This is a genomic window from Candidatus Methylopumilus planktonicus (assembly GCF_006364715.1).
In the GTDB taxonomy this organism is placed as follows: Bacteria; Pseudomonadota; Gammaproteobacteria; order Burkholderiales; family Methylophilaceae; genus Methylopumilus; species Methylopumilus planktonicus_A.
On record NZ_CP040984.1, the window covers coordinates 1,227,784 to 1,252,996 of the forward strand.

At 38.6% G+C, this 25,213-nt stretch carries 30 protein-coding genes and 1 riboswitch; of the genes, 13 read left to right on the plus strand and 17 right to left on the minus strand.

The window, feature by feature from the left end; translation table 11 throughout:
* Positions 1-37 precede the first annotated feature (37 nt).
* The gene (locus FIT63_RS06425) at positions 38-274 is read right to left on the minus strand and encodes an accessory factor UbiK family protein (protein WP_139868619.1); all 237 of its coding nucleotides are present in this window, start codon (positions 272-274) and stop codon (positions 38-40) included.
* Positions 275-484: 210 nt separating this feature from the next.
* Between FIT63_RS06425 and FIT63_RS06430 the strand changes: the two genes are divergently transcribed.
* The 5 genes from FIT63_RS06430 (at position 485) to pqqA (ending at position 4,740) form a co-directional block, all read left to right on the plus strand.
* On the plus strand, positions 485-1,345 hold the full coding sequence (locus FIT63_RS06430; protein ID WP_140007070.1) for a TorF family putative porin: 861 nt from the start codon (positions 485-487) through the stop codon (positions 1,343-1,345).
* Between the two features lie 72 nt (positions 1,346-1,417).
* Positions 1,418-1,756 (plus strand): P-II family nitrogen regulator, encoded by a 339-nt coding sequence (locus FIT63_RS06435; RefSeq protein WP_046489006.1) that lies wholly within the window; start codon positions 1,418-1,420, stop codon positions 1,754-1,756.
* A gap of 16 nt (positions 1,757-1,772) precedes the next feature.
* Complete coding sequence (locus FIT63_RS06440) at positions 1,773-3,263, plus strand: ammonium transporter (protein WP_140007071.1); 1,491 nt, start codon at positions 1,773-1,775, stop codon at positions 3,261-3,263.
* A 93-nt stretch (positions 3,264-3,356) separates the two neighbouring features.
* Positions 3,357-4,556, plus strand: coding sequence for a hypothetical protein (locus tag FIT63_RS06445; RefSeq protein ID WP_140007072.1), 1,200 nt, complete (start codon positions 3,357-3,359; stop codon positions 4,554-4,556).
* 112 nt (positions 4,557-4,668) lie between these two features.
* Positions 4,669-4,740, plus strand: coding sequence for a pyrroloquinoline quinone precursor peptide PqqA (pqqA, locus tag FIT63_RS06450; RefSeq protein WP_012777389.1), 72 nt, complete (start codon positions 4,669-4,671; stop codon positions 4,738-4,740).
* 48 nt (positions 4,741-4,788) lie between these two features.
* Here the strand turns inward: pqqA and mltA are convergent, their stop codons facing one another.
* Genes mltA through thiS form a run of 4 tightly spaced genes read right to left on the minus strand, consistent with a single transcriptional unit; the run spans position 4,789 to position 7,427 of the window.
* On the minus strand, positions 4,789-6,042 hold the full coding sequence (mltA, locus tag FIT63_RS06455; protein ID WP_140007073.1) for a murein transglycosylase A: 1,254 nt from the start codon (positions 6,040-6,042) through the stop codon (positions 4,789-4,791).
* Positions 6,043-6,426, minus strand: coding sequence for a Co2+/Mg2+ efflux protein ApaG (gene apaG, locus FIT63_RS06460; protein WP_046489013.1), 384 nt, complete (start codon positions 6,424-6,426; stop codon positions 6,043-6,045).
* Between the two features lie 4 nt (positions 6,427-6,430).
* Positions 6,431-7,222: a thiazole synthase gene (locus tag FIT63_RS06465; protein WP_140007074.1), complete on the minus strand. Its 792-nt coding sequence runs from the start codon at positions 7,220-7,222 to the stop codon at positions 6,431-6,433.
* A gap of 1 nt (position 7,223) precedes the next feature.
* Complete coding sequence (gene thiS, locus FIT63_RS06470; RefSeq protein WP_140007075.1) at positions 7,224-7,427, minus strand: sulfur carrier protein ThiS; 204 nt, start codon at positions 7,425-7,427, stop codon at positions 7,224-7,226.
* 108 nt (positions 7,428-7,535) lie between these two features.
* Here thiS and FIT63_RS06860 point away from each other — a divergent pair, with 108 nt between their 5' ends.
* On the plus strand, positions 7,536-7,697 hold the full coding sequence (locus tag FIT63_RS06860; RefSeq protein ID WP_189342295.1) for a hypothetical protein: 162 nt from the start codon (positions 7,536-7,538) through the stop codon (positions 7,695-7,697).
* Here FIT63_RS06860 and FIT63_RS06475 read toward each other — a convergent pair.
* From FIT63_RS06475 to FIT63_RS06500, 6 genes are all read right to left on the minus strand, one after another.
* Complete coding sequence (locus FIT63_RS06475) at positions 7,694-8,431, minus strand: dienelactone hydrolase family protein (protein ID WP_140007076.1); 738 nt, start codon at positions 8,429-8,431, stop codon at positions 7,694-7,696. The genes FIT63_RS06860 and FIT63_RS06475 overlap by 4 nt on opposite strands.
* Before the next feature lie 83 nt (positions 8,432-8,514).
* A complete protein-coding gene (locus FIT63_RS06480; protein ID WP_140007077.1) occupies positions 8,515-8,718 on the minus strand; it encodes a hypothetical protein in 204 nt (67 codons plus the stop codon).
* A gap of 70 nt (positions 8,719-8,788) precedes the next feature.
* Positions 8,789-9,160 carry a hypothetical protein gene (locus FIT63_RS06485; RefSeq protein ID WP_223260410.1) on the minus strand — a complete coding sequence of 124 codons (372 nt, stop codon included), beginning with the start codon at positions 9,158-9,160 and terminating at the stop codon, positions 8,789-8,791.
* On the minus strand, positions 9,157-10,089 hold the full coding sequence (locus tag FIT63_RS06490; protein WP_189342296.1) for a S1 family peptidase: 933 nt from the start codon (positions 10,087-10,089) through the stop codon (positions 9,157-9,159). Before FIT63_RS06490 ends, FIT63_RS06485 begins: the two co-directional genes overlap by 4 nt.
* A gap of 122 nt (positions 10,090-10,211) precedes the next feature.
* Complete coding sequence (locus tag FIT63_RS06495; RefSeq protein WP_140007080.1) at positions 10,212-10,892, minus strand: TSCPD domain-containing protein; 681 nt, start codon at positions 10,890-10,892, stop codon at positions 10,212-10,214.
* Between the two features lie 24 nt (positions 10,893-10,916).
* Positions 10,917-13,079, minus strand: coding sequence for an adenosylcobalamin-dependent ribonucleoside-diphosphate reductase (locus FIT63_RS06500; RefSeq protein ID WP_140007081.1), 2,163 nt, complete (start codon positions 13,077-13,079; stop codon positions 10,917-10,919).
* A 264-nt stretch (positions 13,080-13,343) separates the two neighbouring features.
* Between FIT63_RS06500 and FIT63_RS06505 the strand changes: the two genes are divergently transcribed.
* On the plus strand, positions 13,344-14,609 hold the full coding sequence (locus FIT63_RS06505) for a 3-deoxy-D-manno-octulosonic acid transferase (RefSeq protein WP_140007082.1): 1,266 nt from the start codon (positions 13,344-13,346) through the stop codon (positions 14,607-14,609).
* On the opposite strand, the gene FIT63_RS06510 is transcribed toward FIT63_RS06505, so the two are convergent.
* Positions 14,599-15,144: an isochorismatase family protein gene (locus FIT63_RS06510; protein WP_140007083.1), complete on the minus strand. Its 546-nt coding sequence runs from the start codon at positions 15,142-15,144 to the stop codon at positions 14,599-14,601. The genes FIT63_RS06505 and FIT63_RS06510 overlap by 11 nt on opposite strands.
* 6 nt (positions 15,145-15,150) lie before the next feature.
* Positions 15,151-15,804, minus strand: a complete 654-nt coding sequence (locus tag FIT63_RS06515; RefSeq protein ID WP_140007178.1) for a protein-L-isoaspartate O-methyltransferase family protein — start codon at positions 15,802-15,804, stop codon at positions 15,151-15,153.
* Positions 15,805-15,900: 96 nt separating this feature from the next.
* Positions 15,901-15,997, plus strand: a riboswitch (TPP riboswitch).
* Positions 15,998-16,034: 37 nt separating this feature from the next.
* Here FIT63_RS06515 and thiC point away from each other — a divergent pair.
* Genes thiC through mutY form a run of 4 tightly spaced genes read left to right on the plus strand, consistent with a single transcriptional unit; the run spans position 16,035 to position 20,400 of the window.
* Positions 16,035-17,930: a phosphomethylpyrimidine synthase ThiC gene (thiC, locus tag FIT63_RS06520; RefSeq protein ID WP_140007084.1), complete on the plus strand. Its 1,896-nt coding sequence runs from the start codon at positions 16,035-16,037 to the stop codon at positions 17,928-17,930.
* Positions 17,931-18,731: an undecaprenyl-diphosphate phosphatase gene (locus tag FIT63_RS06525; RefSeq protein ID WP_140007085.1), complete on the plus strand. Its 801-nt coding sequence runs from the start codon at positions 17,931-17,933 to the stop codon at positions 18,729-18,731.
* A gap of 2 nt (positions 18,732-18,733) precedes the next feature.
* Positions 18,734-19,381: an exopolysaccharide biosynthesis protein gene (locus FIT63_RS06530; protein WP_189342299.1), complete on the plus strand. Its 648-nt coding sequence runs from the start codon at positions 18,734-18,736 to the stop codon at positions 19,379-19,381.
* Entirely contained in the window at positions 19,378-20,400 is a 1,023-nt protein-coding gene (mutY, locus tag FIT63_RS06535; protein ID WP_140007087.1) for an A/G-specific adenine glycosylase, read from the plus strand. The genes FIT63_RS06530 and mutY overlap by 4 nt, the downstream gene beginning before the upstream one ends.
* On the opposite strand, the gene FIT63_RS06540 is transcribed toward mutY, so the two are convergent.
* Complete coding sequence (locus FIT63_RS06540) at positions 20,389-20,823, minus strand: GNAT family N-acetyltransferase (protein WP_139874932.1); 435 nt, start codon at positions 20,821-20,823, stop codon at positions 20,389-20,391. The two genes, mutY and FIT63_RS06540, sit on opposite strands and share 12 nt — an antisense overlap.
* Positions 20,824-20,895: 72 nt before the next feature.
* Here FIT63_RS06540 and FIT63_RS06545 point away from each other — a divergent pair, with 72 nt between their 5' ends.
* A complete protein-coding gene (locus FIT63_RS06545) occupies positions 20,896-21,324 on the plus strand; it encodes a DoxX family protein (protein WP_139874933.1) in 429 nt (142 codons plus the stop codon).
* 147 nt (positions 21,325-21,471) lie between these two features.
* Positions 21,472-22,071 (plus strand): cytochrome b, encoded by a 600-nt coding sequence (locus FIT63_RS06550; protein WP_139874934.1) that lies wholly within the window; start codon positions 21,472-21,474, stop codon positions 22,069-22,071.
* 2 nt (positions 22,072-22,073) lie between these two features.
* Here the strand turns inward: FIT63_RS06550 and FIT63_RS06555 are convergent, their stop codons facing one another.
* Genes FIT63_RS06555 through FIT63_RS06565 form a run of 3 tightly spaced genes read right to left on the minus strand, consistent with a single transcriptional unit; the run spans position 22,074 to position 25,211 of the window.
* Positions 22,074-23,297: an ABC transporter permease gene (locus tag FIT63_RS06555; protein ID WP_140007088.1), complete on the minus strand. Its 1,224-nt coding sequence runs from the start codon at positions 23,295-23,297 to the stop codon at positions 22,074-22,076.
* Entirely contained in the window at positions 23,298-24,005 is a 708-nt protein-coding gene (locus FIT63_RS06560) for an ABC transporter ATP-binding protein (RefSeq protein WP_140007089.1), read from the minus strand. It abuts the gene before it with no gap.
* Between the two features lie 3 nt (positions 24,006-24,008).
* On the minus strand, positions 24,009-25,211 hold the full coding sequence (locus FIT63_RS06565; protein WP_140007090.1) for an efflux RND transporter periplasmic adaptor subunit: 1,203 nt from the start codon (positions 25,209-25,211) through the stop codon (positions 24,009-24,011).
* Between the last annotated feature and the right edge of the window lie 2 nt (positions 25,212-25,213).

Here is a 25,213-nt window from a genome sequence, read left to right on the forward strand (position 1 = left end):
TGTTTTGCATAGAGTGTAGCAAGAACCCAAAAGGTCATTATTTTTTACGCGCTTCAATCTCGGACAGTTTCTTTTCTAGCTCTTCTAATTTTTGACGGGTACGTTTTAAGACTTCCGTTTGAACATCAAACTCTTCTCGAGTGACAAGCTCCATTTTAGTGAACATGCCCTTTAATAGTGCATCGATATTCTTTTCAATATCAGGCAAAGGCGAATCTTTCACTATCTCTCTGATTTTATTAGATATTTCGTTTAATTTTTCGTTATTTAACATGGTAAATTTCCTTATGATTCAAGAGTTTATCAGATTTAAACTCACATTAAGTGCATACCATCCTAATGCTATCTATCGCGGTATTTACTAACTCATTGATTTTAATATAATAAGTGAGTTGGCACAGTAATTGCTTATATTATTGTGTGAATATAACAATAATTTAGTCACATTATTTTTCAGGAAATTTTTACTCAAAGGAGTTTTAAAATGCGTAAATCGCTTATTACAACAGCAGTATTAGGGGCTCTTGCAGCACCTTCGTTCGTATTTGCTGCCGATTCTGCACCTGGCCTTACAGTTGCATATAACGTTGGTCTTTATAGCCAATACATTTTCCGTGGTTTAACACAAACAGATCGTGGCCCAGCCGTTCAAGGTGGTGTTGATTTAACTCACTCAAGCGGGTTTTATCTTGGTGCTTGGGCAACCAACATCAGCTGGTTAAGAGACAATTATGGCACTGATCCAGCTATTGCGGTTCCAGCTTACACAAGTGGTGGCCGTGTTGAGCTGGATTTATATGGTGGCTATCGTTACACATTTGGTTCTGGTGTGGGTATTGATTTAGGTGCTCTTCAATATGTTTACCCAGGTAGCCGCGATTCAGCTAATTTCGCTAAAGCTAATACTACAGAACTTTACGGTGCTCTAAGTTATGGCTGGGTCCAAGCAAAAATATCAACAGTAGTTTCGCCTGGCGCTTGGACAATCGGTAATTATCCAAATGCGCTTCCTGGTGCGAAAAATGCGCACGGCACTTACTACGCAGAACTTAATGCAACAATTCCTGTAAGCGACTTAATTGGTGCAAAAGATGGTGCTGCATCAGGTATTACAGGCATTGCTCACATAGCTCGTCAAGACTTTAATGCTGGCTCGCCAAACGATGCAGCATCTTACACTGACTACAAATTAGGCCTTCAAAAGTCATTTAGCGAAGGTGCTTTGAATGGGGTTAACGTTGGAGGCTACTGGACTTATGCAAACACCAAAGATGTTGCATGGACATTTGCTGGACGAAATATTGGTGACAGCACCGGTACAGTATTTGTACAAAAAACGTTCTAGAAGTAATTGTTAAGATAAGAGCCTAAGGCCAAGGCCCTTTCTTAATTTTTTTAAACCTTAAGGGGAATTAACATGAAATTTGTAACAGCAATCATCAAGCCATTTAAGCTAGATGAAGTTCGTGAAGCTCTCTCCTCTATTGGAGTTCAAGGAATCACAGTGACCGAAGTCAAAGGTTTTGGTCGTCAAAAAGGCCATACGGAACTTTATCGCGGCGCCGAATATGTCATCGACTTTTTACCTAAAGTAAAAATCGAAGCAGCCATCCCAAATAAATTACTCAAACGTGCAGTCGAAGCGATTCAAAAATCGGCACTCACCGGCAAAATTGGTGACGGCAAAATTTTTGTGATGGAACTTGAAGAAGTTTATCGCATACGAACTGGTGAAGCCGGAGAGGACGCTCTTTAATCAGAGGACTAAAATTATGAAAAAATTATTATCAACTTTCGCACTAATTAGCTTTTTATGCCTAAACTTTTTAGGTATGACGAGTATGAGTTTTGCTGATGAAGTAACTTCAGCAAAAGCTAGCGATGCTGTCACTTTAGTTGCAGATGCAGCGCCAGCTGAAAAACTTGCTGAAGCAAATGACGAGCCTCCTGCACCCACACCTAACAAGGGTGACACTGCATGGATGATCGTTGCTACGGCTCTCGTGACTTTAATGGTGATTCCGGGCTTAGCACTCTTTTATGGTGGCTTAGTTCGCTCTAAAAATATGCTCTCTGTATTGATGCAAACTTTCGTTGTATTTTCACTCATGGCTGTTTTATGGGCTATCTACGGTTACAGCGTTGCATTTACAGGTGGGAGTCCATTCTTTGGTGGCTTTAGTAAATTATTCTTAAGCGGCATTACACCAGATTCAGTGGGCGCTACTTTTAGCAAAGGCGTTGTGATTCCTGAGTTTATCTTTGTAGCTTTCCAATTAACTTTTGCGGCTATTACGCCAGCTTTAATTATTGGTGCATTTGCTGAGCGTATGAAATTTTCAGCGATACTTTTATTCTTAATCATCTGGTTTACATTTGCTTACTTACCGATGGCTCACATGGTTTGGTATTGGGACGGTCCAGATGCAATCACTGATGCTAAATCATTAGAAACTGTGATTGGAAATGCAGGCTGGTTATGGGCTAAAGGTGCGCTAGATTTCGCAGGTGGCACAGTCGTTCATATTAATGCGGGTATCGCAGCGCTTGTAGCTGCCATCATGGTGGGTAAAAGAATTGGGTATGGCAAAGAAGCCATGCCTCCTCACAGTCTTACACTCACGATGGTTGGTGCATCTTTACTATGGGTGGGTTGGTTCGGTTTCAATGCAGGTTCAAATCTTGAAGCGACAGGATTAGCAGCGTTAGCTTTCGTAAATACAATGCTTGCTACTGCAGCCGCAACACTTTCTTGGATCGCATTTGAATGGATCTTAAAATCAAAACCATCTATGTTGGGTGCAGCATCAGGCGCAGTCGCTGGTCTTGTAGCAATTACTCCAGCATGCGGATTTGTAGGTCCAATAGGTGCGCTTATTATCGGTGCAGGTGTATCTCCGATCTGCTTATTCTTTGTATCTAAAGTTAAAAAGGCTTTTGGTTACGACGACACACTTGATGTTTTTGGTATACACGGTGTGGGCGGTATCTTTGGAGCAATTATGACCGGCGTATTCGTAAGCCCAGCCCTAGGTGGTACCGGTGTTTATGATTATGTTGCAAATAAAGTAGGTGAGTTTGATATGCATACACAAGTCATCTCACAATTATGGGGGGTAGGTACAGCGATTGTGTTATCTGCAACTGTATCTTATGTTGCATTGAAACTGATCGATATGACGATTGGTTTACGTGTAAAACCCGATGCTGAGCGTGAAGGCTTAGACATCTCTGAACACGGCGAACAGGCTTACTATAAATAAAATATCCTGGAAGTAGTGACTTCTCAAGGGCGCTTTTTTTAGCGCCCTTTTTTTATCCATAAAATTTAATCGCTTAAAGTTATAATAGAGCCCATGTTTAAAAAGTTTTCTTTTTTCAATCACGCATTTCTTAGGAATGCTTTTTTACTTATTTTAAGTCCCAAGCTTTTTTTCAATCACGGGCACATTCCTCCTAAGAACCATAAAATTCCAAATCGCTTTTTTGGATTAAGTCTCACCATTGAAGATTTAATCGAAGACCCCATAGGTGTTGTTGAAATGTGTCGTCAGCATAAAATTCGAGACGTGACACTTCTTATTCCATCCAATCGTATCAGTGAATTTAGTGCAACATTTATGGATGACCTCATTGGGCATGACATTAAATTTAATCTCAAGCTAGTCCTGATTGATGAGGAAGATATCTATCTTCAATGGCGAGAGATTTTAGATCTTACCTTGCTAGGTTATCAAACTCATATTGCATCCATAGAAATTGAAATGACGAGCTTTACTCAAAAAGCATTGCATATGTTCTTAAATATTTGGACCATGACGTTTAATATTGCGAGACTTAAAAAGATTAAAGTCGCAGGCCCATCTATTCCATCATTTAGCCCCTTCTTTAATGACATGGTATTTAAGCTCTTAAAAGACAAATATCAACTACCGGATATTCACACGATTAATTTAACCAACGAAATGGATAAAGAGCCTGAGCTTATTTATTCAAATTTCTTAATCCCCAAATTAGGTAAACTTTTTAGATTCAATCTCATAAAAAAATTAGCGCTCATTCAAAGAATTGCTGAAAGTTTTAATATCAAAACCGTTTATGGGACGATTGAATTAAAGCGTCATGAAATTACTTCCTATACCCTGCGAGCGATTTCTTTGCTGATTGCCTCTGGCCGACTCTCAAAACTATATGTGCCTTACAGGAATGCTGAAGGTATTCTTTTTCTAGTGGATCGTATGGAGGGCATGACTTATCTGGGTTCTTTATTTCATGATGCATCTTTCGAAATTCATCACTTCAAAAATGAGAAAGAACAAATGCATGCCATATGGGCGCGAGATGATAAGACTTTAAATCCAGAGAGTTTTTATCATATTGAAGATATCTATACAGCTAAAATCTATGACAGCCATGGTGACATGATTGATCGCAATCAATTCAAAATTACAGATACGCCGATCTACCTGGTCTGGAGATCGATGGATCCTATTATCTTCATTGATACACCAAAAGCCTTAGATCTTAATGTCACCAATATCATGGCTCTATCATGAAAATCATGAGGTCCAATTCATTACCTGTTCCGTGTATTTAATATTGATGCAGCCTATAGTTCCTTCAATGCATCTTGAATGCAGATCGTTTAACCCTTATAGGAGAAATATTATGTGGACAACTCCAGCAGCTACAGAAATGCGTTTTGGCTTTGAAGTAACTATGTACGTAATGAACAAGTAATTGTTCGTTAACTACGGTTACATAAAAAAGGAAGCTTAGCTTCCTTTTTTATTTGGAAGCTTCCTCAATACGATTGCGTTTCATGGAAAATTCTTGCGTCGCGATTGGGAATACATAATCCTTAGGGAGTAATGCCCAAATTTTTCCCTGTTGTTTCATCGATCCCGCTTTTCTTCCCGCCTCTTCCCCAGTGCCCCAATAGAAATCTGCGCGAACACCGCCTCGAATTGCCCCACCTGTATCTTGAGCAACCATTAAGCGATCGAGAGAATCATTGGTATTAGGTTGGGTTGTAGATAAGAAAATAGGCGCGCCTAATGGAATAAATTTAGGATCGATCGCAACACTTCGCTCAGCTTCAATCGATACCCCTAAAGCGCCAATCGGACCTGGTAAATCATTTGGTAATTTTCTAAAAAACACATAGCTAGTATTCATATTTAAAAATACTTTAAGTTTCACAATATTTTTTCTAGCCCAATTTTTGATACCTTCCATCGAAGCTTCAGCCATAGTGATTTCTTTTTTCTGAATGAGTGCTGAACCGATCGCTTTAAATGGATGGCCATTTTGATCGGCATACCCAATTTGCATAGTTTCTCCATTATCAAAGTGAATAATGCCTGATCCTTGAATCTCTAAAAAGAAAGCCTCTACAGGATCTTCTACCCAAACAATTTCATTACCTGCCAAAGGGGTGCCTTGCCCATCAATCTCGGCTCTTGATAAGTAAGGGACTAATTTGTTTCCCACTACTTTCCCACGCAAACGTTTTGATTTAAGTTCTGGATAAACTTCACTTAGATCCACAGTAATCAAATCTTTGGGCGTTGTGTAAAGTGGGATTTTGTAATGCGACGTTTTAACCTTACTACCTTTTAAGATAGGCTGATAATAACCAGTGATCATGCCGGTTTCAGAGCCATCGATATTACTTGCGATATAAACATTAAAATAGTTTTTAAAATAGTTTTGTATATTTTCATCACTTGGCTCTTTGATATCATCCGCAAGATCACATACTTTTTTCCAAGCATCTTTTTGTTTTAAAGCAGAACAGCTTCTAAGCCATGCCGTCCAAGCAGGTAAAAGATTGTCATTTTCAAATGAGGATTCAATTGTGCTCCAGTCTGATTTCTTTAGAAGGCCGTAATCAGGAATTTTTGTTAAATCTTCTTTTTCTGTTTTAATTTTTGGGCAATCACAATTAGATTTTGTAACAGAAACTTTTTCTCCCTTATTGGGAACATCTACGCATGAGACAAGAAATAAAGTAAGTAAAAATATAATGAAATGTCTCATTTAATGGAGCGTCCTTGGCATCGATAAAATAAACATAGGAATTTCTGCATCAAATGATGTGCCATCTTCGGACACCATCTGATAACTGCCGTGCATGGAGCCTACAGGTGTGTTAATTTCAGTCCCGCTTGTATAAGTATACGACTCATGCGGTTGAATCAGAGGCTGTTCACCGACTACCCCTAAACCTTTCACTTCAAAAGATTCTTCATTAGCGTCTGTAATAATCCAATGACGGCTCACAAGCTGCGCTGGAATCAATCCATCATTGCTGATCGTAACGGTGTAATTGAAAAAATAACGGTTATGCTCAATGCTAGATTTTTCTTCTACAAAATGAGTTTCAACATTAATACGAATCGCATGTAATTTTGAAGATCCCATAATATTAGGAAATCATGCCTTGTGTGGGGGAGGTGGGAGATGCTGAATATAATTTCTTAGCCATTCGTCCTGCAAGGTATGCTTCGCGCCCAGCCTCAATGGCTTTTTTCATAGCACCTGCCATCATGATTGGATCATTCGCACTTGCAATGGCTGTATTCATGAGGACACCTTCGCAACCTAATTCCATCGCAATCGCAGCATCTGATGCGGTACCCACACCTGCGTCTACTAAAACAGGGACTTTTGCATGTTCAATAATAATTTGTAAATTCCATGGATTTAAAATGCCCATGCCAGAACCAATGAGAGAAGCCAAAGGCATGATGGCACAGCAACCAATATTTTCAAGTTCTTTTGCCACAATCGGATCATCTGATGTGTACACCATCACATCAAAACCTTCTTTAATTAAAACTTCTGCGGCTTTTAAAGTTTCCATCACATTGGGATAAAGTGTTTTAGGGTCACCTAAGACTTCTAACTTGACAAGCGTATGGCCATCTAATAATTCTCTGGCCAAACGAAGTGTTCTCACCGCATCATCGGCTGAATAACAACCTGCCGTATTAGGAAGATAAGTAAAATGATTGGGTGGTACAAAATCAAGAAGGGATGGCTCGCCTTCATTTTGCCCAATATTAGTTCGGCGAATCGCAACTGTAATAATTTCTGCACCACTCGCATCAATCGCGAGTCTTGTTTCCTGAAAATCTTTATATTTACCAGTACCTACCAATAGTCTTGATTGGTAACTTTTACCTGCGATGATAAGTGAATCTTTTTTTTGTGCCATCTTAACCACCACCAACTGCGCCAACAATTTCTAATTGGTCGCCATCTTGGAGCAAGATATTTTGGAATTCAGATTTTGAAATAATCATACCGTTCTTTTCGATTGCAATTCGCTTACCTAAAAGATTAAGTTGTGTGACTAATCCTTCGATTGTCATCGAAGTGTCATCAAAAGATTTTATATTACCGTTAATTTTAAGATTCATGGATATGGCTTTATTCGTCAAACATTGAATTTTTAAATAAATTTAGAGTCCTAATTCAATGGAACACAATTCCATAGAGTTAAATACAATCCCAAAAGGAAAAGCTATATGCAAAATTATAATACAGATTCGCTGAATACATTGCCTCAGAACAAAGACGAGACAGATCATTTAATTTCGTTGGAAAAGAAAAACACGCCGATTGAATTAACTACCGATGAAAAGCTTCGCCGTAAACGTTGGCTCGAGTCGATCTCAGATTGCGTTTAAGCAAGTTTGCGTTGGAAAAGTTTTAAAGCTAAGTCATAACCTAAAAGTGCCAACTCAGGATCATAGCGCTCACCTTCGTCACGCATAAAGGCATGTTGGCCATTAAACTCATGCCACGTAAATGCTAATTGAGCATCAAGCATTTTTTCATAAACGACTTTACGACCTTGTTCTGGAATATGGTTGTCTTGTTTGCCCCAAATCATTAGAAGCTCACCCTTGATGTCTTTTAAGCGATTCATGGAATGCTGATTAGGTTTGTTTGGAATCACATTGGTATGTAAATCTGTCGCATAAAAACATGCGGTGGCTTCAATTTCAGGTTGTAGTGCTGCTCTATAAGCTAAGTGCCCGCCGATACAAAATCCCATAGCCCCGATATGACCTGAAAACCAAGGTTGTTTTTTGATCCATGCAATCATTGCTTGATTGTCAGCGTCATAACCCTCAACGTCTTTTGCTGACTTATCCGCATTACCTTTATCACGTCCTGCGTCGTCATAAGCTAAGACTGTACCAATCGGATTTAACTCGTGAAAGACTTCAGGCACTAAGACAGTGAATCCATGACCCGCAATGATTTTGGCTGCACGTTCAATCGGACCTGTTTGCTGAAAAATTTCTGAATAAAAGAGAATTGCGGGGGTCTTTTTATGCGTGAGAGGCTTATGCACATAAGTACGCATAATGCCTGTAGGGGTATTTAAATCAACAAATTCTGACTGAATTAACATGCTTCATCCTAAGCTTAATAAGGGGTTAATAGAAAAACGGAAGCCCTTATTTTACTTGATTCGAAGCGAGTTTAAAGTGAATTTTAGTAATCTGAACTGCGGCCTGTGGAGTAATTTAAAGGGGCATCATTTTGCCACTCACCGCAGTCGACGCATTGATGATCTTCCATGGTCGGGCAATATTGCAAATGAGTTGCCTTACACTTAAAACAGCTTGAAGCCTTTTCGTGGCGATCATGAATCTCCGCAGATACTTTATCACTTCCAAGACCATACTTATTATCCATAAGACCCCCTTAAAAAATCAAATGGTGATGAAGCTTTAATGTACGCCTCGTTTTTATGAAGCGCAAGTGGCTATTTTAACTTTTGTACCTGACATTTTTGATAGGTTAAAACATCACCCTCTTTAATGTAAGTCTCAGGGTCATTGATCTCTAATGTGGTCGACTCATTGGTATAAGTATTTTTTAAGGCGTCTACTTGTTTCAAACCAAATTCACGATTCGGGAAAGTAATCCACATCTCTTTTCCGCCCTCGAGTGCTTTTATATAAAACTTCTTATTTTTTTCACACTGATATAAAGAAGCCCCTAGAGGAGCAGTCGAGAGTTCACGATAATCACCGTTCAGCATAGGTAAATTTACTTCAGGTATCTTCACGCTCCCACAACTTGAAATGAGAAATGACATACTTAACAATATCAATTGTTTAAAACTTAGTTTCATTGTGCTTCCTGCAATAGGGATTCATCTAACTGACTTAACAATGTCTCAATCGCCAAAATTTGATTGGTATCATTATTAACTTTTGCAATCTTTAATAAGTAAAACTGTGCACGTGCATGACGAGAATTTTTCTTGACAACCTCGTCTAATACTTTCTTTGCTCCCACATAATCTTTTAGCTCAAATTGAGATAAAGCTTTAGTAAAAATTGCTTCGAGAGATTGAGGTTCACTTTTAAGCCAAAGGCTTGAAATCTCAAATAAACGGCCCCATTGCTTCTCTCGCTCAGCATCATAAGTTTGCATAAAATAAGGGCGTTTATCTAAGGGCGCATCCCAGAAAGGCAATTCAGTTTGAGCAGTCAATTCTATATCTTTACCTTGCTGCAATAAATTTTTTATCCACTCCACAGGAATACTATAAAAATAAGCAAAGCGTCCTGGGCTTTTAAAAGTAGTCACTCCAATCAGTTGCCCCTCGTCGTCGAAAAGCCCTCCGCCAGAAGCTCCCATAGCAAAGCCAGTTGAGGAGTGAATGATATTTTCATTATCGAGAGAATATAAAGCTTTAATTTGCCCATACGACACAACTGGTTTAACAGCATTGCCACTATAACTTTTTGAAAAAACTGATTGCTCGTATGTGAGTTTTTTAGTGTCACCCAAAACAACCGGTTTAATATTTAAAAACTTAAATTGGAGTATGCATAAATCATGGCGCCAGTCTGCTTTCATGCTGACAGGAGCAAATCGCTCACCATATTTTGCAATTTGTACCCCTTGAGAGTTAGCTATAACATGACAATTAGTTGCAACTTGATCTTCAGCTACAACAATGCCTGAACCAACTCCATGGCCCCCTTTAGAATCAAGCACATGAACCTTCACGATTGAAGGTGAAACAGCAAAAGTAACCTCACTTGAAGCCATTGCAAACACTATTTGAGGAATGAAAAATAGTAGGGTTAAAAATCGATACATAACGAAAAAAATTTAACTTAGGAAACAGTAGATGACGAACTAGAAAGCTTAGTTCCATAAAAATTCAAAACTTAACCACATTTACTGTCGCCACAACTTAAGCATGTGAGACATCCATCCATCATGATGACTGCTTTAGTTTGGCATTTGCTACAAAGTTGTGAGCCTTTTGGATATCCTGTGCTGTCCATTTCTTCAGAATTTTTTACCATATATTCAGCACGCTTTTCCTCCATCAATTTTTTTTGATGTTCATCAGGTAAAGCTTTTTTAAGCATACCAATATCGATTAAATGTTGTTCAACCACTTCTCCAATTTCAGCCACTAAACTCGGCACGTACTTACCGCCTTTTTTAAAGTAGCCGCCATTAGGATCAAATACGCTATGAAGCTCTTCGACCAAGAATGTCAAATCGCCACCTTTTCTGAATACAGCAGACATGACACGCGTCAAACCTACAATCCATTGGAAGTGATCCATATTTTTTGAGTTGATAAAAATTTCAAAAGGCCTGCGGTGTTCTTGCGGTGTGCCTTCATTCATGATGATGTCATTGATTGTGATATAAAGTGCGTGCTCAGTCACAGGTGTTTTCACTTTATAAGTGGAGCCTGTAATTTTTTCAGGACGGCCTAGAGGCTCACCTAGCTGCACAACATTTTGGTTTTCTTTCTGAGTTAGCGCATTCGCTTTATCTTCTTCAGAAACAACGTTATAACCTACGATTTTTTTTTCAATTTTAATTGCCATTATTTTCCTTTAATTTCTTAAGTCTTAGAACTTACCGTAATAACCTTCTTTTAACGCATCGTAAAGATTCGCTGCTGAATGGGTCTCACCATCATATTCAATCTCTTCGTTACCCTTCACTTCAACTTGAGAACCATCGTCCAAAGTAAATTTATACGTGGTGTTCTCTAAGTCTTTTTCCGTCACTAAAACACCTTGGAAAGCCTCAGGATTAAATCTAAAAGTTGTACAACCTTTAAGGCCTTTGTCATAGGCGTATAAATAAATATTTTTAAAGTCTTCGTAGTCGTAGTCGGTTGGCACGTTGATCGTTTTAGAAATCGAACTATCAATCCACTTTTGTGAAGCCGCTTGAATATCGACGTGCGCTTTCGCTTGAATCGTTGAGGAATCTAAAAAGTAATCTGGTAATTTTTCATCTTCTTTTTCTGAGAACGGCATCGCATTTGAATTAATCAATTCGCGATACGCTAATAATTCGTATGAGTAGACATCCACTTTTTCTTTTGATTTCTTACCTTCACGAATCACGTTACGACTATAGTGATGCGCAAAAGAAGGTTCAATTCCGTTACTTGCATTATTAGCTAAAGACAATGAAATTGTGCCTGTCGGTGCAATTGAACTATGGTGTGTGAAACGCACACCTTGTTTAGCAATCTTATTACGAAGGCCTTCAGGGAATTGCTGCATATAGCGACTATATTTACCGAGCAATACCTTGCCTTTCACTTTAGCGCCCACTTTAATACCATCGGCTGCCATCTCAGGTCGCTTAGCTAGCATGTCGGCAGTCACTAAAAACTCTTCTTCCATAATGGGAGCGGCACCTTTTTCATCGGCTAAATCAATCCCTGCTTCCCAACCCACCTCGGCCAAAATACGGCTCACTTCGTCAGTGAATTTTAAAGAAGCATCGTCACCATATTGCATTTTAAGCATCGTGAGTGATGAACCTAAACCTAAGTAACCCATACCGTGACGACGTTTACGTATGATTTCTTTGCGTTGCTCTTCTAAAGGTAGGCCATTAATTTCAACCACGTTATCTAACATACGTGTAAAGATCGCAATCACTTCTTTATATTCCGCCCAATCAAAAAATGCTTCATCGGTGAAAGGTTTTTTAACAAATTTTGTTAGGTTCACAGAACCTAACAAACAAGCACCATAAGGTGGGAGAGGTTGCTCGCCACACGGGTTGGTGGCTCGAATGTTTTCGCAGAACCAGTTATTGTTCATTTCGTTCACGCGATCAATCAAAATAAAACCAGGCTCAGCAAAATCGTAAGTTGATGACATGATGATGTCCCACAAACGTCTTGCTTTAATAGTTTTGTAAACGCGGCATGCAACTTTACCTGCGTCAATACCTTCCGCCTTAGTGAGGTACTTACCTTTAACAGGCCACTCTCTCCAAACCACTTGGCTTTCGTCATTCACATTTAAACCATCAACGATGGATTCTTTTTCCGTGACAGGGAATGCTACTTTCCAATCACTGTCTGCCTTGACCGCCTCCATAAATTCTTTAGTGATCAAACATGAAAGATTAAATTGACGGAGTCGACCGTTTTCACGTTTTGCTTTAATAAAGTCAGTGACATCTGGGTGGGCAATATCGAAAGTTGCCATTTGCGCGCCACGTCGGCCACCAGCAGATGATACGGTGAAACACATCTTGTCGTAGATATCCATAAATGAAAGTGGGCCACTTGTATAAGCGCCTGCGCCTGCCACAAAAGCACCTTTCGGTCTTAAGGTTGAAAATTCATAGCCAATACCGCAACCTGCTTTTAAGGTGAGTCCTGCTTCATGCACTTTATCTAAAATGCCAGACATGCTGTCTTCCACGATGCCTGATACCGTACAGTTAATCGTCGAGGTCGCTGGCTTATGTTCTAGTGCCCCCGCATTCGAAGTAATACGACCTGCTGGGATAGCGCCGCGTCTTAATGCCCATAAGAATTTTTCATACCATTCTTCTCTTTTAGCTGGAATTTCAACATCTGCTAAAGCTCTAGCCACACGCACAAAGGAATCATCAATACTTTTATCAACATGCTCGCCCTGTTTTGATTTCAAACGATACTTTTTATCCCAGATATCTAGTGAAACATCTTGAATCGGTATTTCGTGGTCTTGATGGTCACTTAATGTGGACTTTGGACGAACAGCTTTGAGCATGAATTTCCCCTGAATTATTCTTTATTTAAATATATTTACTAAATTTGGTGCTACATGGTATTTTTGCCTAAAACCACAATATATAGTGGTTTTGTAGACATATTATCCATGGTCTAGTAGTCCGTCAATTGAAATCTATGCACAAATTTAGGGCAAAAGTTAACCCCTATTTTTCGAGGTTAATTTTTAAAACTTAAGCAAGACCTTTCTTTAAAAATAAATTAAACACAAGTTCATCAAGATGGTTTATGCGAAAATATCCTCATGATTCGCTTTTTCTATAGCCTTTTAGTTTATTTTCTTCTGCCATTCACCTGCTTTAAGCTGATTTACCGCGGTTTTAGACAGCCTGACTACCTAAAATATTGGGGTGAACGCTATGGTTTTTATAGCGCTTCTACAAAAAAAATCTGGGGCGCACGAAAAATACTTTGGATCCATGCTGTTTCTGTCGGTGAAACGAAAGCTGCAATTCCATTGATTAAACTTTTTTTAAAAAAATATCCGCGTCATTATTTACTCATCACACATGGAACACCAACAGGAAGAGCGACTTCAATTGATATTAAAGATTCTCGAATTAGCCGTATCTATCTTCCTTTCGATACACCCGATGCCACAAAAAGATTTTTAAGTACCTTTAAACCAGAAATGGCACTCTTACTTGAAACAGAGCTTTGGTTTAATTTAACTCATCAAGCCTTTCAAAAATCCATTCCACTTTACTTAGTGAATGCGCGATTATCTGAAAAATCTTTTCAACTTTATAAAAGAATTTCACTCCTTGTGAAACCATCCCTTCAAGAACTAAAAGGTGTGCTAGCGCAAACAAGGGATGATGCGAAACGCTTTGAAGCGCTTGGTGCGAAGAACGTTGAAGTGATGGGCAATTTAAAATTTGATGTGACTCCTCCGCGTGATACAAATAAACAAAGTGCAGCACTCAAAAAACATTTGCATTTAAAAAATCAGTCGGTACTTTTGATTGCGAGCTCAAGACAAGATGAAGAAGAAATTATTTTGCAGCACTTATTAAAACTTCAATATAAAAATCTCGTCACAATTTTTGTACCGCGACATCCGCAACGTTTTAAAGAAGTTGAGCTCTTGTTAAAAAAATATCGTGCATCTTTTATTAAGCGCAGCGATAAAAAAATCAAAGTCAAACCTTACCAATTTATTTTAGGCGACTCTATGGGTGAGATGTACAGTTATTACACCTTAGCAAATATTGCGCTTATGGGTGGCACGATATTGCCTTATGGCGGACAGAATCTCATTGAGTCCATGGCGATGAAAGTGCCAGTGATTTTAGGTCCTCACACTTATAACTTTCATTATGTATCGAATGAGGCCATCCGGACTGGTGCGGGATTGAGAATTCATACATTGGATGAATTAGAAAAAGTCTTACCTCAAATGCTTAAATCATCTTCTCAATTAAAAATGAAGCAAGCATGCAGCGAAATGATGCATTCACATCAGGGCGCTACATTAAAAATCTTAAATAAAATTAAATCTATGATTTGATAAGTTTTGCGATAATTTTAAAGTGATCCCCTTCGGCCGCACGCAACCATTCAAAAATCACCGACTCTATATTAGTTACCACAATACCTTCTAATCTTAATCGCGCGATCGCATTTTGGTGATGAAGGCTCGATCTTGAAAGTGTTGCATCTTCTAGCACAAACACTTCTTTGCCTGCTGCTTTTAAAGCTAATGCTGTTTGTAAAATACAAATATGTGTTTCTAACCCACATAAAATAATTTGTGGTCTTGATTTCACCAAGGCACTTTTAAATTTAGATTCATCAAGGCATGAGAATGCTTTTTTTTCAATGGCAGGATTGAGTAGTAATGTTTTTAATTTTTTGACTGTTGATCCCAAGCCTTTCGGATATTGCTCCGTATAAAAACAAGGCACTTCTAAAATTTTTGCTGCTTGAATGAGAACGCTTGATGCATCAATGACTTTTTTAATTTCACTTTTGGGCATGACATCCACAAGCTTGTCTTGGATATCAATCACCACAACCTGACTTAAAAGTTGATCATTAATCATTTGAAATTAAAACACAAATGTATTTTCATGTTTAATGTATAAAGAAGGCACAACTGTTTCAAATAAAACTTCTTCTTCAAAATCTTGATTGCTCGATCTTGTAATTAAGGTCGCTTGCATCGAGGGTGCTTCGCCCAAAATGGCTAAGAGTCTGCCATTCACATTCAATTGATTTCGAATACTTTCTGGCAGAAGAGGTAAAGAACCCGCAAATAAAATAGCATCATAGGGTTGATTTTTTAGCCAGCCCAATGAACCATCACCTGTCACAAATGTAATATTGTTAAGTTTTATTTTTTGACAGTTTTGTTTAGCAAGTTTTGTGAAATAAGGATTGATGTCCACTGATACTACGTTTTTAACTAAACTTGCCGTGAGCGCTGTGAGATAACCACTTCCAGAACCCACCACCAAGACATGGTCTTTTTTTTGAAGTGACAAAGATTGAATGAGTCTTGCTTCTAATTTAGGCGACAACATGCACACATGATCATACAAAGGAATTTCAGTATCCGCGAAAGCTACTCCCTGATATTCCGTCGGTACAAATTTTTCACGCGGCACTTGATGAAGTAAATTAAGCACTTCGGGATCTAAAACTTCCCAAGTGCGAATTTGCTGCTCAATCATATTAAAACGATGCTGTTCAATAGGGTTCATTGTCATGTGCCCATTATAACCAAAGAAAAGTTCATCATTTTGATATAGATTAAATATAAATCTAACTTGCATTTCATGGGGGTTTCGCGTAATTTTATGAGGTGCTAGGGGTCCACCTTTATAAGGTGGTGAGAAAAACCCTTTGAACCTGATGCGGGTAATACCGCCGTAGGGAATGCAGTCCTCTAAAAGACTCCTTACGGTATGACAAAAAATTTAAGGAGTAATTCATGAACGCCACCGATAAAGAATTAAAAAAAAATATTGATCAATTTTTAAATGAAACAGCGTCTCTCGATCCTGAAGCGCTCAAATCTTTTGCAAAATCTAAAAAAGTCTATATCACGGGTTCGCGTCCTGATTTAAAAGTTCCTTTTAGAGAAATATCTTTATCCGATACACCTTCATCTTTTGGTGCTGAAAAAAATCCGCCAGTCATGGTCTATGACACTTCAGGCCCTTATACCGATCCTGATTATCAAATTGATATTCGTAACGGACTTCCCTCATTACGGTCTCAGTGGATCAATGAAAGAAATGACACCGAATTTTTAGACGGTCCTACATCTATCTTCGGACATGAACGTAAAACAAATCCTGATCTTGCCAAAATGCGTTTCAATTTATTAAGACAGCCACGACGTGCAAAAACAGGTAAAAATGTGTCGCAAATGCATTACGCTAGACAAGGGATTGTCACGCCCGAAATGGAATACATTGCCATTAGAGAAAATCAAAGGCGTGAAGAAATGTCTGCTTTGTTACAAACACAACATCCAGGTCATGATTTTGGCGCTGATATTCCTCAACTTATCACACCTGAATTTGTCAGGGATGAAGTAGCTCGCGGTCGAGCCATCATTCCTGCCAACATTAATCATCCTGAAACAGAGCCCATGATTATTGGTCGTAACTTTTTAGTGAAAATTAATGCCAACATAGGTAATTCGGCACTAGGTTCTAGTATCAGTGAAGAAGTTGAAAAAATGGTGTGGGGTACCCGTTGGGGTGCGGATACTGTGATGGATTTATCAACAGGAAAAAACATTCACGAAACACGTGAGTGGATTATTCGTAATAGTCCTGTACCAATTGGAACCGTACCTATTTATCAGGCACTCGAAAAAGTGGATGGTAAAGCTGAAGATCTTACTTGGGAAATTTTTAAAGACACGCTCATCGAACAAGCAGAACAAGGTGTCGATTATTTTACGATTCATGCGGGTGTGAGATTGAGTTATATACCGATGACGGCAAAACGTATGACTGGTATTGTCAGTCGCGGTGGGTCAATTATGGCTAAATGGTGTTTAGCACATCACGAAGAATCCTTCCTCTACACACACTTCGAAGACATTTGCGAAATCATGAAAGCTTATGATGTCAGCTTTAGCTTAGGTGACGGCTTAAGACCTGGCTCGATTTATGACGCGAATGATGAAGCTCAGTTTGCAGAACTTAAAACTTTAGGTGAGCTCACACAAATTGCATGGAAACATGATGTGCAATGCATGATTGAAGGCCCAGGACATGTGCCGATGCACCTCATTAAAGAAAACATGGATCTTCAGCTTGAACATTGCGGCGAAGCTCCTTTTTATACATTAGGCCCACTGACCACCGACATTGCTCCAGGTTATGATCACATCACATCTGGTATTGGTGCCGCGATGATTGGTTGGTATGGGTGTGCAATGTTATGTTACGTGACACCTAAAGAGCATCTAGGTTTGCCTGATAAAGAAGATGTAAGAGTAGGCATCATCACTTATAAAATTGCAGCGCATGCGGCCGATCTTGCTAAAGGTCATCCAGGCGCACAAATCCGTGACAATGCTTTATCGAAAGCACGTTTCGAGTTCCGTTGGGATGATCAATTTAATTTAGGTTTAGATCCAGAAAAAGCAAAAGAATTTCACGATGAAACCTTGCCGCAAGAAGGCGCTAAACAAGCACACTTTTGCTCCATGTGTGGTCCGCATTTCTGTTCCATGAAAATCACACAAGACGTCAGAGACTATGCTGCATCTAAAGGCATGAAAGAAGATGAAGCATTGAAAAAAGGTATGGAAGAAAAATCAATTGAGTTTATTAAAAAGGGCGTTGAGATCTACCAAAAAACTTAAATGGATCTCTCACTTTATTTTTCAAGTTTGATTCTAGGGCTTATTGAAGGAGCTACTGAATTTTTACCTGTGAGCTCTACAGGGCATTTGATTATTGCGGGTGAGCTTTTAAATTTTAAACAAACTTCCGCCAATGTTTTTGAAATCTTCATTCAATTAGGTGCCATTCTTGCAATTGTGGTTGAGTATCGCAGAATACTTTTTAAAGTCGCAAGTGGGGCCCTTCATGATAAAACTTCTCAAGACTTTGTCTTACGTCTCTTCATTGCATTTTTGCCTGCAGCAATCTTAGGTCTTTTATTTCATAAACCGATTAAAGCTTATTTATTTTCACCGCTTTATGTCTCACTCGCGCTCATTTTAGGTGGCATTGTGATGATAGCCATTGAAAAACGTCCATTAAAAGTAAATACAAAAAGTACAAACGATATCAACAGGATGCAGGCATTTAAAATTGGTTGTGCGCAATGTTTATCATTAATTCCTGGGGTTTCCAGAGCAGCTGCAACAATCATGGGTGGTATGCTCACAGGATTAAATCGTCAAACAGCCACTGAATTTTCTTTTTATCTTGCGATCCCCATCATTACGGCAGCATCCCTTTTTGATTTACTCAAAAATTTCCAAGATTTAACCATGCAAGATTTACCTATTTTTGCGATAGGTTTTGTCACTGCATTTCTAAGCGCTTATGCTGTCATTAAACTTTTTATTCGTTTTGTAGCAACACATACCTTTATTTCTTTTGCCTGGTATCGCATCATCTTAGGCATTCTTGTTTTTATTTATTTTAGTGGATGATCATGTCTAACCATCGAGCACTTATTCAAAAAATCCATGGCATAGCTAAAAAAGCGGCACGTCAACCTGTCACCATCGAAGAAGGTTTGTCAGCACTCAATCATTTTGGATTTTCACTCATTAGTTTTTTATTAGCACTCCCGTTTATGCAGCCATTTCCAGTGGGTCCTATCAGTGTATTAGGAGGGGTTACTTTCGCAGCATTTGGCTGGCAAATTTTAAAAGGGTATACCGTCCCGCATTTGCCTCAGAAAATAAACGGGATTGTTTTAAGTGCTGATAATTGGCGACGCATTACAAATGCTGCCATTAAAATTATTCAGTGGACTGAAAAATTTACTAGGCCACGTTTAGCTTTGTTAATTCGAGGTTCTTTAGGTGTCAAAATTGAAGCTTCTATTCTCATTCTCTCAGGTGTCCTCATGGCCGTTCCTTTTGGCATACTCCCATTAAATAATTTCTTCCCAGGCCTTGCCATTTTATTTTGTGCATTAGGTCAACTCCATAAAGATGGATTTTTTATTTTGATTGCATTCTTTTGGATTCTTTTTACCATTCTTTATTTTGCTGCATTTTTTATAGGTCTCTATCTTTTAGGGCTAGAAGGACTGCATAATTTCAGCCACTGGCTCCATCAACTCGTTTCATGAAATCATTTGCTGACCTCTTAATTACTTGGCATGCCAAGTCAGGTCGGCACCATTTACCCTGGCAGGAATCAAAAAACCCTTACAATGTTTGGGTATCAGAAATCATGTTGCAACAAACTCAAGTTGCAATTGTCATTGATTATTATCATCGATTCATGAAAAAATTCCCGACCATTAAGGCATTGGCAGATGCCGATGAAGAAGAAGTCATGCAATTATGGAGTGGTTTAGGATATTACCGCCGTGCGCGTTTTTTACACGAAGGTGCTCAAATGATTATGGAAGAGATGGAAGGTGTCTTTCCTTCTCAATTCGATATGATGATGAAAATACCTGGCATTGGACGCTCTACCGCAGGTGCCATTTCAGCATTTTCGTTCAATCAAAAAAAAGCAATTCTCGATGGTAATGTCAAACGTGTCTTGAGCCGCTATTTTTTAGTTAGAGAATGGACAGGATTACCTAAAACAGAAAAAAAATTATGGGGTTATGCTGAGTCGCTTCTTCCAGATAAAAACATTGCAACTTATACGCAAGCACTGATGGATTTAGGCGCTACCGTATGCAGCAAAAAAACTTTGTGTGAAACTTGCCCATTAAAAAAAACATGCCTTGCATTTCAGAAGAATAAAGTGCATCTGGTACCAGCTTCTCGACCTCATAAAAAAATTCCAAATGAAACAACACACATGGTCATTGTTAAACATCATGACGAAGTTTTACTTATTAAGAGACCTCAGGGAGGTATATGGGGTGGGCTATGGTCGCTACCTCAGTATGAAGATCAAGCTGCGACATCTAAAGCTTGGATTAAAAAACATTTCGGATTAGAAACGAGCTTGATAGAAAAGGATCTTAAAGCTTCAACGACATTCACGCATTACAAGCTCGATATTACTTACAGTATATTGGAAGCTAAATCACAGCGCGCTAAATCTCCTCACACGTGGCTCTCAATAAATACTCTTGAGGGTGCAGCCATTCCTGCCATCATCAGGAAAATACTTTTAAAACTCTAATGTCATATCGCGGTGCAGTATTTCAGCATCCAAATATGTGTCGCCCGTAACTTCAAATCCAAACTTCACATAAAAATTGATGGCGTTACATTGAGCACTGATATGAATACTAGAGAGTTGTTTAAGTTTTGCAGTCACAATCGCATTTTCTATTAAAGTGCTCCCAACACCTTGACCTCGATATTTTTTTAATACTGCCATGCGTCCTAATTGCATTTGACTTTTAATTACAATAGCCCTCGCACACCCAATAGCTTCCTCATCTTTAAAAACTAAAAAGTGTATTGCCTTTTCATCCATGCCATCCCACTCTAATTCAGGCGTCACTTTTTGTTCTTGAATAAATACTTTCTCGCGAATATTCTTGAGTTGCGCATGGCTATCTATCCACTTTACGATCTCAACTTTCAGATTATTTTTCATAAGTGAAATGCTTGCATCTTAATGCTGTTAGAGGCATGATGTGTTTTCTTTATATCTAATTTTAAGGATTATATGAATAAATTTTTACCTGCTATTGGACGTGTATTTATTGCACAAATTTTTCTTGTATCCATTCTTATATCACTTAACGGCATTATGAACACACCTGATGGTTATATTGCCTACCAAAATGGATTGATGAGTCATGGTCTTCCAGGTATTTTTGCTCCGATCTCCGTCATTGTGCAACTTTTTGGTGGCTTTGCTCTCTTTGTGGGTTTTAAGACAAGACTGTTTGCACTTATATTAACGGTTTATACATTTATCAATGCATTGTCTTATTTTTATACCGCTACATTACTGCCCTCTCCGGTGTTCCTGATTCCGCTTCAACAAGCACTTCAGTACACAGCGATTACAGGCGGCCTTATTATTTTAATGCAGAATCCGGTCACGATCTTTGCGCTTGATAATGTAACAAACACAAAAAAACGTAAATAAGATTTATGAGCATTTAAAAAAGCAGCCATCAAGGCTGCTTTTTTTATATTGATCTATGTCACATATTGTTATCAATCATGGTTAGCATTAAAATATCTCATTAAGTTAGAATAGAACTTATAGTTTACTAATATTAAGGAATTTATTATGGCAGCAGCATCCACAAAATATACAAAGACCGCGATCGTCCTTCATTGGCTCATTGGTTTTGGCATTATCTTTATGTTTTTATTAGGCTGGTATATGGAGGGCTTACCGAAAGAAGCTCCTAAAGCTATGAGTTTTGATTTATTTGATTTAGGCATTTATACATGGCAATTATCTGAAGAAACTTCACCGCGTTCTTTTTACTTTAATTTACATAAATCAATTGGTATTACGATCTTAGCTCTTATTGTATTTAGAATTTTTTGGAGAATTACACATCCAGCACCAGCGCTTATTAAAACCATGAAAGCTTGGGAAAAGAAATTAGCGAATGCTACCCACCATGCTTTATATCTCATTATGGTGTTATTGCCTGTATCAGGTGTAGTAATGGCACTCTCTAGTAAATACGGCATTAAATGGTTTGGTATCCCTTTAGCAGAAGGCTTTGGCAATGAAAGTGTGAGAGACTTCTTTAAAGTGATACATGAAAATATTGGTATATTACTACTCGCTCTTTTTGCCCTTCACGTGCTTGGTGTTCTTAAACATACATTTGTGAATAAAGATGGCACTTTAAAGCGCATGACGTTTAAATAAATTTATTGATATCTTAAAGCTTCAATTGGATGAAGCTTGGCGGCCTTAGTTGCTGGATAATAACCAAAGAAGACACCCACACTCGCGGCCACTGAAAAAGCTAATACGATGGATCGCATTGAAATTAAAATTTCAGCGCCCACCATTTTTTTTACAATAAGTGCACCGCCCAATCCAAGCGCAATTCCAATCACGCAACCTACAATAGAAATCACACACGCCTCTAAAAGAAACTGAAGCAGAATATCTTTTTCACGCGCGCCTATCGCCATACGAATGCCGATTTCACGAGTGCGCTCAGTGACGGACACCAACATGATATTCATAATACCGATGCCACCTACAAGAAGCGAGATAGAAGCAATGGCTCCCAATAACATCGACATCGTTTTTGCAGTTTCACTTGCAGTTTTGGCCATAGCCGTTAAATTTCTCACTGAAAAATCACTTTCTGCATTTTCACGGATATTATGTCGCTGACGAATCAAATCGTTAATCGCATCTTCAGCAACCCCCATATATTTTTCTGATTTGGCCTGCGCCATGATCATACGAACACTTCCTGGAATTTGATTACCAAATAATTTTCTCTGCGCTGTTGTGATGGGGACAATAATAGTATCGTCCTGATCTCGGCCATCGAAGCTTTGTCCTTTACTTTCTAATACACCCAAAATCATAAATGGGCTTTTTTTAATACGAATCGTTTTACCAATAGGATCTATATCATCACCAAATAAATTTTCAGCAACTGTTTTTCCAATGAGTGCCACACGATTTGCAGAGCGAATATCAGCATCTGAAAATAATTCTCCGCTATCGACATTCCATCCGCGAATAGAAAAATAGGTAGGGGAAGTGCCAATAATCGATGTATTCCAATTGTTACCTGAAAAAATGATCTGTGCATTGCCAGTACTTATCGGCGCAATGGCTGCAATATCTTCCAAGTCCCCAACCGCATTCGCATCATTTATATTGAGCGCTGAAGAATTGCCTGACCCACTTCTTGAGCCTGAGGCGCTTGAAGAGCCCGACAAAATCACGAATAGATTACTACCCATCGAATCAATAGAACGTTTAATAGATTGTTGAGCGCCTTCCCCGATGGCCATCATCAATACCACAGCGCCTACACCAATCACCATACCTAACATAGTTAAGAATGTGCGAAGACGATTTGCACCCATGGCATGCCAAGCTTCGCTCAACATGGGAAAAAACATTTAAGCCTCTACCTTTTCTTTTTTATTGCGGTGATCTTCTACAATTTTTCCATCTAAGAAACGCACTTGTCGGCTCGCGTGATCAGCAATATCGTTTTCATGAGTAACAATAATAATGGTGTTTCCAATTTGATTAAGCTCATCAAATATTTTCATAATTTCATCGCTCGTTTTACTGTCTAAATTACCTGTAGGTTCATCAGCCAAAATAATGCGCGGTTGATTAACAAGAGCTCTTGCAATAGCGACTCGCTGCTGCTGTCCCCCTGAAATTTGACTCGGCTTGGAATCAAAATAATTGCCTAGCCCCATTCTTTCTAAAATATTTTTAGCTATCTTTGTTCTTAATTCTTTTTGATCTTCAGCATAAACTAATGGCAATGATACATTTTCAACTAATGTTGATCGCGCAAGTAAATTAAATCCCTGAAAAACAAACCCAATGGTTTTGTTACGAAGTTTTGCTAGCTCATTACTACTTAAAGATTTAACAGAATGTCCATCGAGCATGTATTCCCCTTTGGTAGGCCGATCTAGGCAACCTAAGATGTTCATGAAAGTTGATTTACCTGAGCCTGAAGGGCCCATGATTGCAACATATTCGCCATCATCAATCGCAAGATTCACATCTTTGAGAACAGGAAAAACGCCTGCAGCAGTATCGTAATCTTTATAAAGACCCTGAATCTCAATGACTTTTTTTGTCATAGATTAAAAGACTCGTGGCGGACGACTAGGGCCTTGTGCATTTGAACCGCCCGGTTTTTGATCTGTTGACATGTCAGCCGTAATCACAAATTCATTAGGCTTAATATCTGAAGTCACTATCTCAGTATATTTGCCATTCGTAATGCTTGTTTTAACCCTAATCATTTCAGGCTTGTTATTTCTTAAGACATAAACTTTGCCAGAACCTAAACCGTCGTTCTTTGTTTTAGCTTTATTGTCATCTGATTTTTTATCTTTCTTCATGGCTAATTTCATTTCTTCATTTTTAGGTCGATAACGTAAAGCCGCGTTAGGTACCAATAAAACATTGTCATGTTTTGCAAAATTAATATTCACGTACGCTGTCATGCCTGGTAATAAAAGTTGATCTGGATTGTCCACTGAAATCACGACGTCATAAGTCACAACATTCGCTGTATTTGTTGGATTGAGTCTAATTTGTTTAACCATACCTTCAAAATTTTGATTAGGAAATGCATCTACATTAAATTTAGCTGTTTGGCCGACTCGAATACGGCCAATATCTGCTTCCGCATAACTTGTATCGATTTGCATCTTGGATAAGTCTTGCGCAATTTTAAATAAAGTCGGTGTTTGTAAGCTTGCTGCCACCGTTTGACCGACATCCACCACACGGTCCACAACAACACCTGCAACAGGTGACTTAATAATGGAATAGCCATAATTCGTTTGATCACGTTTGAGTTGTGCTTTGGTCGTACTTAATTGTGCTTCGGCAGATTTTAGAGCTTGAATCGCTTGATCGAGCTCTTGTTTAGATACATATTCTTGTTGTAATAAGTTTCGCATTCTTGCTTCATTCGCTTTGGCTAATTCGAGTGAAGCTTCATTATTTTTTACATTACCTTGAGATTGTGCAATTTGTGCTTTAAATAATTCATCTTCAAGCTCTAAAAGGATTTGGCCTTTTTTTACCTGATCGTTATAGTCTGCGTAGATTTTTTTAACACGACCTGAAACTTGGGTGCCCACATTCACAAGCGACACAGGATTGATCGTACCATTGGCTGTCACATTTTGTTCAATATCGCCCATCGTGACTGGCTGGAGTCGATATAAATCTTCAGGTTTCTTTTTATTCGAGAGTTGATACACATAATAAGCACCAAATAGAAAAGCTAAAATTAAAGCAATATTAATTAAATGGGTGGCTAATTTTTTCATAT

What these genes read in the sequence shown, in the direction of transcription:
- FIT63_RS06425 (WP_139868619.1), bottom strand. Translation starts at nt 274, where the DNA reads ATGTTAAATAACGAAAAATTAAACGAAATATCTAATAAAATCAGAGAG.
- FIT63_RS06430 (WP_140007070.1), top strand. Translation starts at nt 485, where the DNA reads ATGCGTAAATCGCTTATTACAACAGCAGTATTAGGGGCTCTTGCAGCA.
- FIT63_RS06435 (WP_046489006.1), top strand. Translation starts at nt 1,418, where the DNA reads ATGAAATTTGTAACAGCAATCATCAAGCCATTTAAGCTAGATGAAGTT.
- FIT63_RS06440 (WP_140007071.1), top strand. Translation starts at nt 1,773, where the DNA reads ATGAAAAAATTATTATCAACTTTCGCACTAATTAGCTTTTTATGCCTA.
- FIT63_RS06445 (WP_140007072.1), top strand. Translation starts at nt 3,357, where the DNA reads ATGTTTAAAAAGTTTTCTTTTTTCAATCACGCATTTCTTAGGAATGCT.
- mltA (WP_140007073.1), bottom strand. Translation starts at nt 6,042, where the DNA reads ATGAGACATTTCATTATATTTTTACTTACTTTATTTCTTGTCTCATGC.
- apaG (WP_046489013.1), bottom strand. Translation starts at nt 6,426, where the DNA reads ATGGGATCTTCAAAATTACATGCGATTCGTATTAATGTTGAAACTCAT.
- FIT63_RS06465 (WP_140007074.1), bottom strand. Translation starts at nt 7,222, where the DNA reads ATGGCACAAAAAAAAGATTCACTTATCATCGCAGGTAAAAGTTACCAA.
- thiS (WP_140007075.1), bottom strand. Translation starts at nt 7,427, where the DNA reads ATGAATCTTAAAATTAACGGTAATATAAAATCTTTTGATGACACTTCG.
- FIT63_RS06860 (WP_189342295.1), top strand. Translation starts at nt 7,536, where the DNA reads ATGCAAAATTATAATACAGATTCGCTGAATACATTGCCTCAGAACAAA.
- FIT63_RS06475 (WP_140007076.1), bottom strand. Translation starts at nt 8,431, where the DNA reads ATGTTAATTCAGTCAGAATTTGTTGATTTAAATACCCCTACAGGCATT.
- FIT63_RS06480 (WP_140007077.1), bottom strand. Translation starts at nt 8,718, where the DNA reads ATGGATAATAAGTATGGTCTTGGAAGTGATAAAGTATCTGCGGAGATT.
- FIT63_RS06485 (WP_223260410.1), bottom strand. Translation starts at nt 9,160, where the DNA reads ATGAAACTAAGTTTTAAACAATTGATATTGTTAAGTATGTCATTTCTC.
- FIT63_RS06490 (WP_189342296.1), bottom strand. Translation starts at nt 10,089, where the DNA reads ATGGCTTCAAGTGAGGTTACTTTTGCTGTTTCACCTTCAATCGTGAAG.
- FIT63_RS06495 (WP_140007080.1), bottom strand. Translation starts at nt 10,892, where the DNA reads ATGGCAATTAAAATTGAAAAAAAAATCGTAGGTTATAACGTTGTTTCT.
- FIT63_RS06500 (WP_140007081.1), bottom strand. Translation starts at nt 13,079, where the DNA reads ATGCTCAAAGCTGTTCGTCCAAAGTCCACATTAAGTGACCATCAAGAC.
- FIT63_RS06505 (WP_140007082.1), top strand. Translation starts at nt 13,344, where the DNA reads ATGATTCGCTTTTTCTATAGCCTTTTAGTTTATTTTCTTCTGCCATTC.
- FIT63_RS06510 (WP_140007083.1), bottom strand. Translation starts at nt 15,144, where the DNA reads ATGATTAATGATCAACTTTTAAGTCAGGTTGTGGTGATTGATATCCAA.
- FIT63_RS06515 (WP_140007178.1), bottom strand. Translation starts at nt 15,804, where the DNA reads ATGAACCCTATTGAACAGCATCGTTTTAATATGATTGAGCAGCAAATT.
- thiC (WP_140007084.1), top strand. Translation starts at nt 16,035, where the DNA reads ATGAACGCCACCGATAAAGAATTAAAAAAAAATATTGATCAATTTTTA.
- FIT63_RS06525 (WP_140007085.1), top strand. Translation starts at nt 17,931, where the DNA reads ATGGATCTCTCACTTTATTTTTCAAGTTTGATTCTAGGGCTTATTGAA.
- FIT63_RS06530 (WP_189342299.1), top strand. Translation starts at nt 18,734, where the DNA reads ATGTCTAACCATCGAGCACTTATTCAAAAAATCCATGGCATAGCTAAA.
- mutY (WP_140007087.1), top strand. Translation starts at nt 19,378, where the DNA reads ATGAAATCATTTGCTGACCTCTTAATTACTTGGCATGCCAAGTCAGGT.
- FIT63_RS06540 (WP_139874932.1), bottom strand. Translation starts at nt 20,823, where the DNA reads ATGAAAAATAATCTGAAAGTTGAGATCGTAAAGTGGATAGATAGCCAT.
- FIT63_RS06545 (WP_139874933.1), top strand. Translation starts at nt 20,896, where the DNA reads ATGAATAAATTTTTACCTGCTATTGGACGTGTATTTATTGCACAAATT.
- FIT63_RS06550 (WP_139874934.1), top strand. Translation starts at nt 21,472, where the DNA reads ATGGCAGCAGCATCCACAAAATATACAAAGACCGCGATCGTCCTTCAT.
- FIT63_RS06555 (WP_140007088.1), bottom strand. Translation starts at nt 23,297, where the DNA reads ATGTTTTTTCCCATGTTGAGCGAAGCTTGGCATGCCATGGGTGCAAAT.
- FIT63_RS06560 (WP_140007089.1), bottom strand. Translation starts at nt 24,005, where the DNA reads ATGACAAAAAAAGTCATTGAGATTCAGGGTCTTTATAAAGATTACGAT.
- FIT63_RS06565 (WP_140007090.1), bottom strand. Translation starts at nt 25,211, where the DNA reads ATGAAAAAATTAGCCACCCATTTAATTAATATTGCTTTAATTTTAGCT.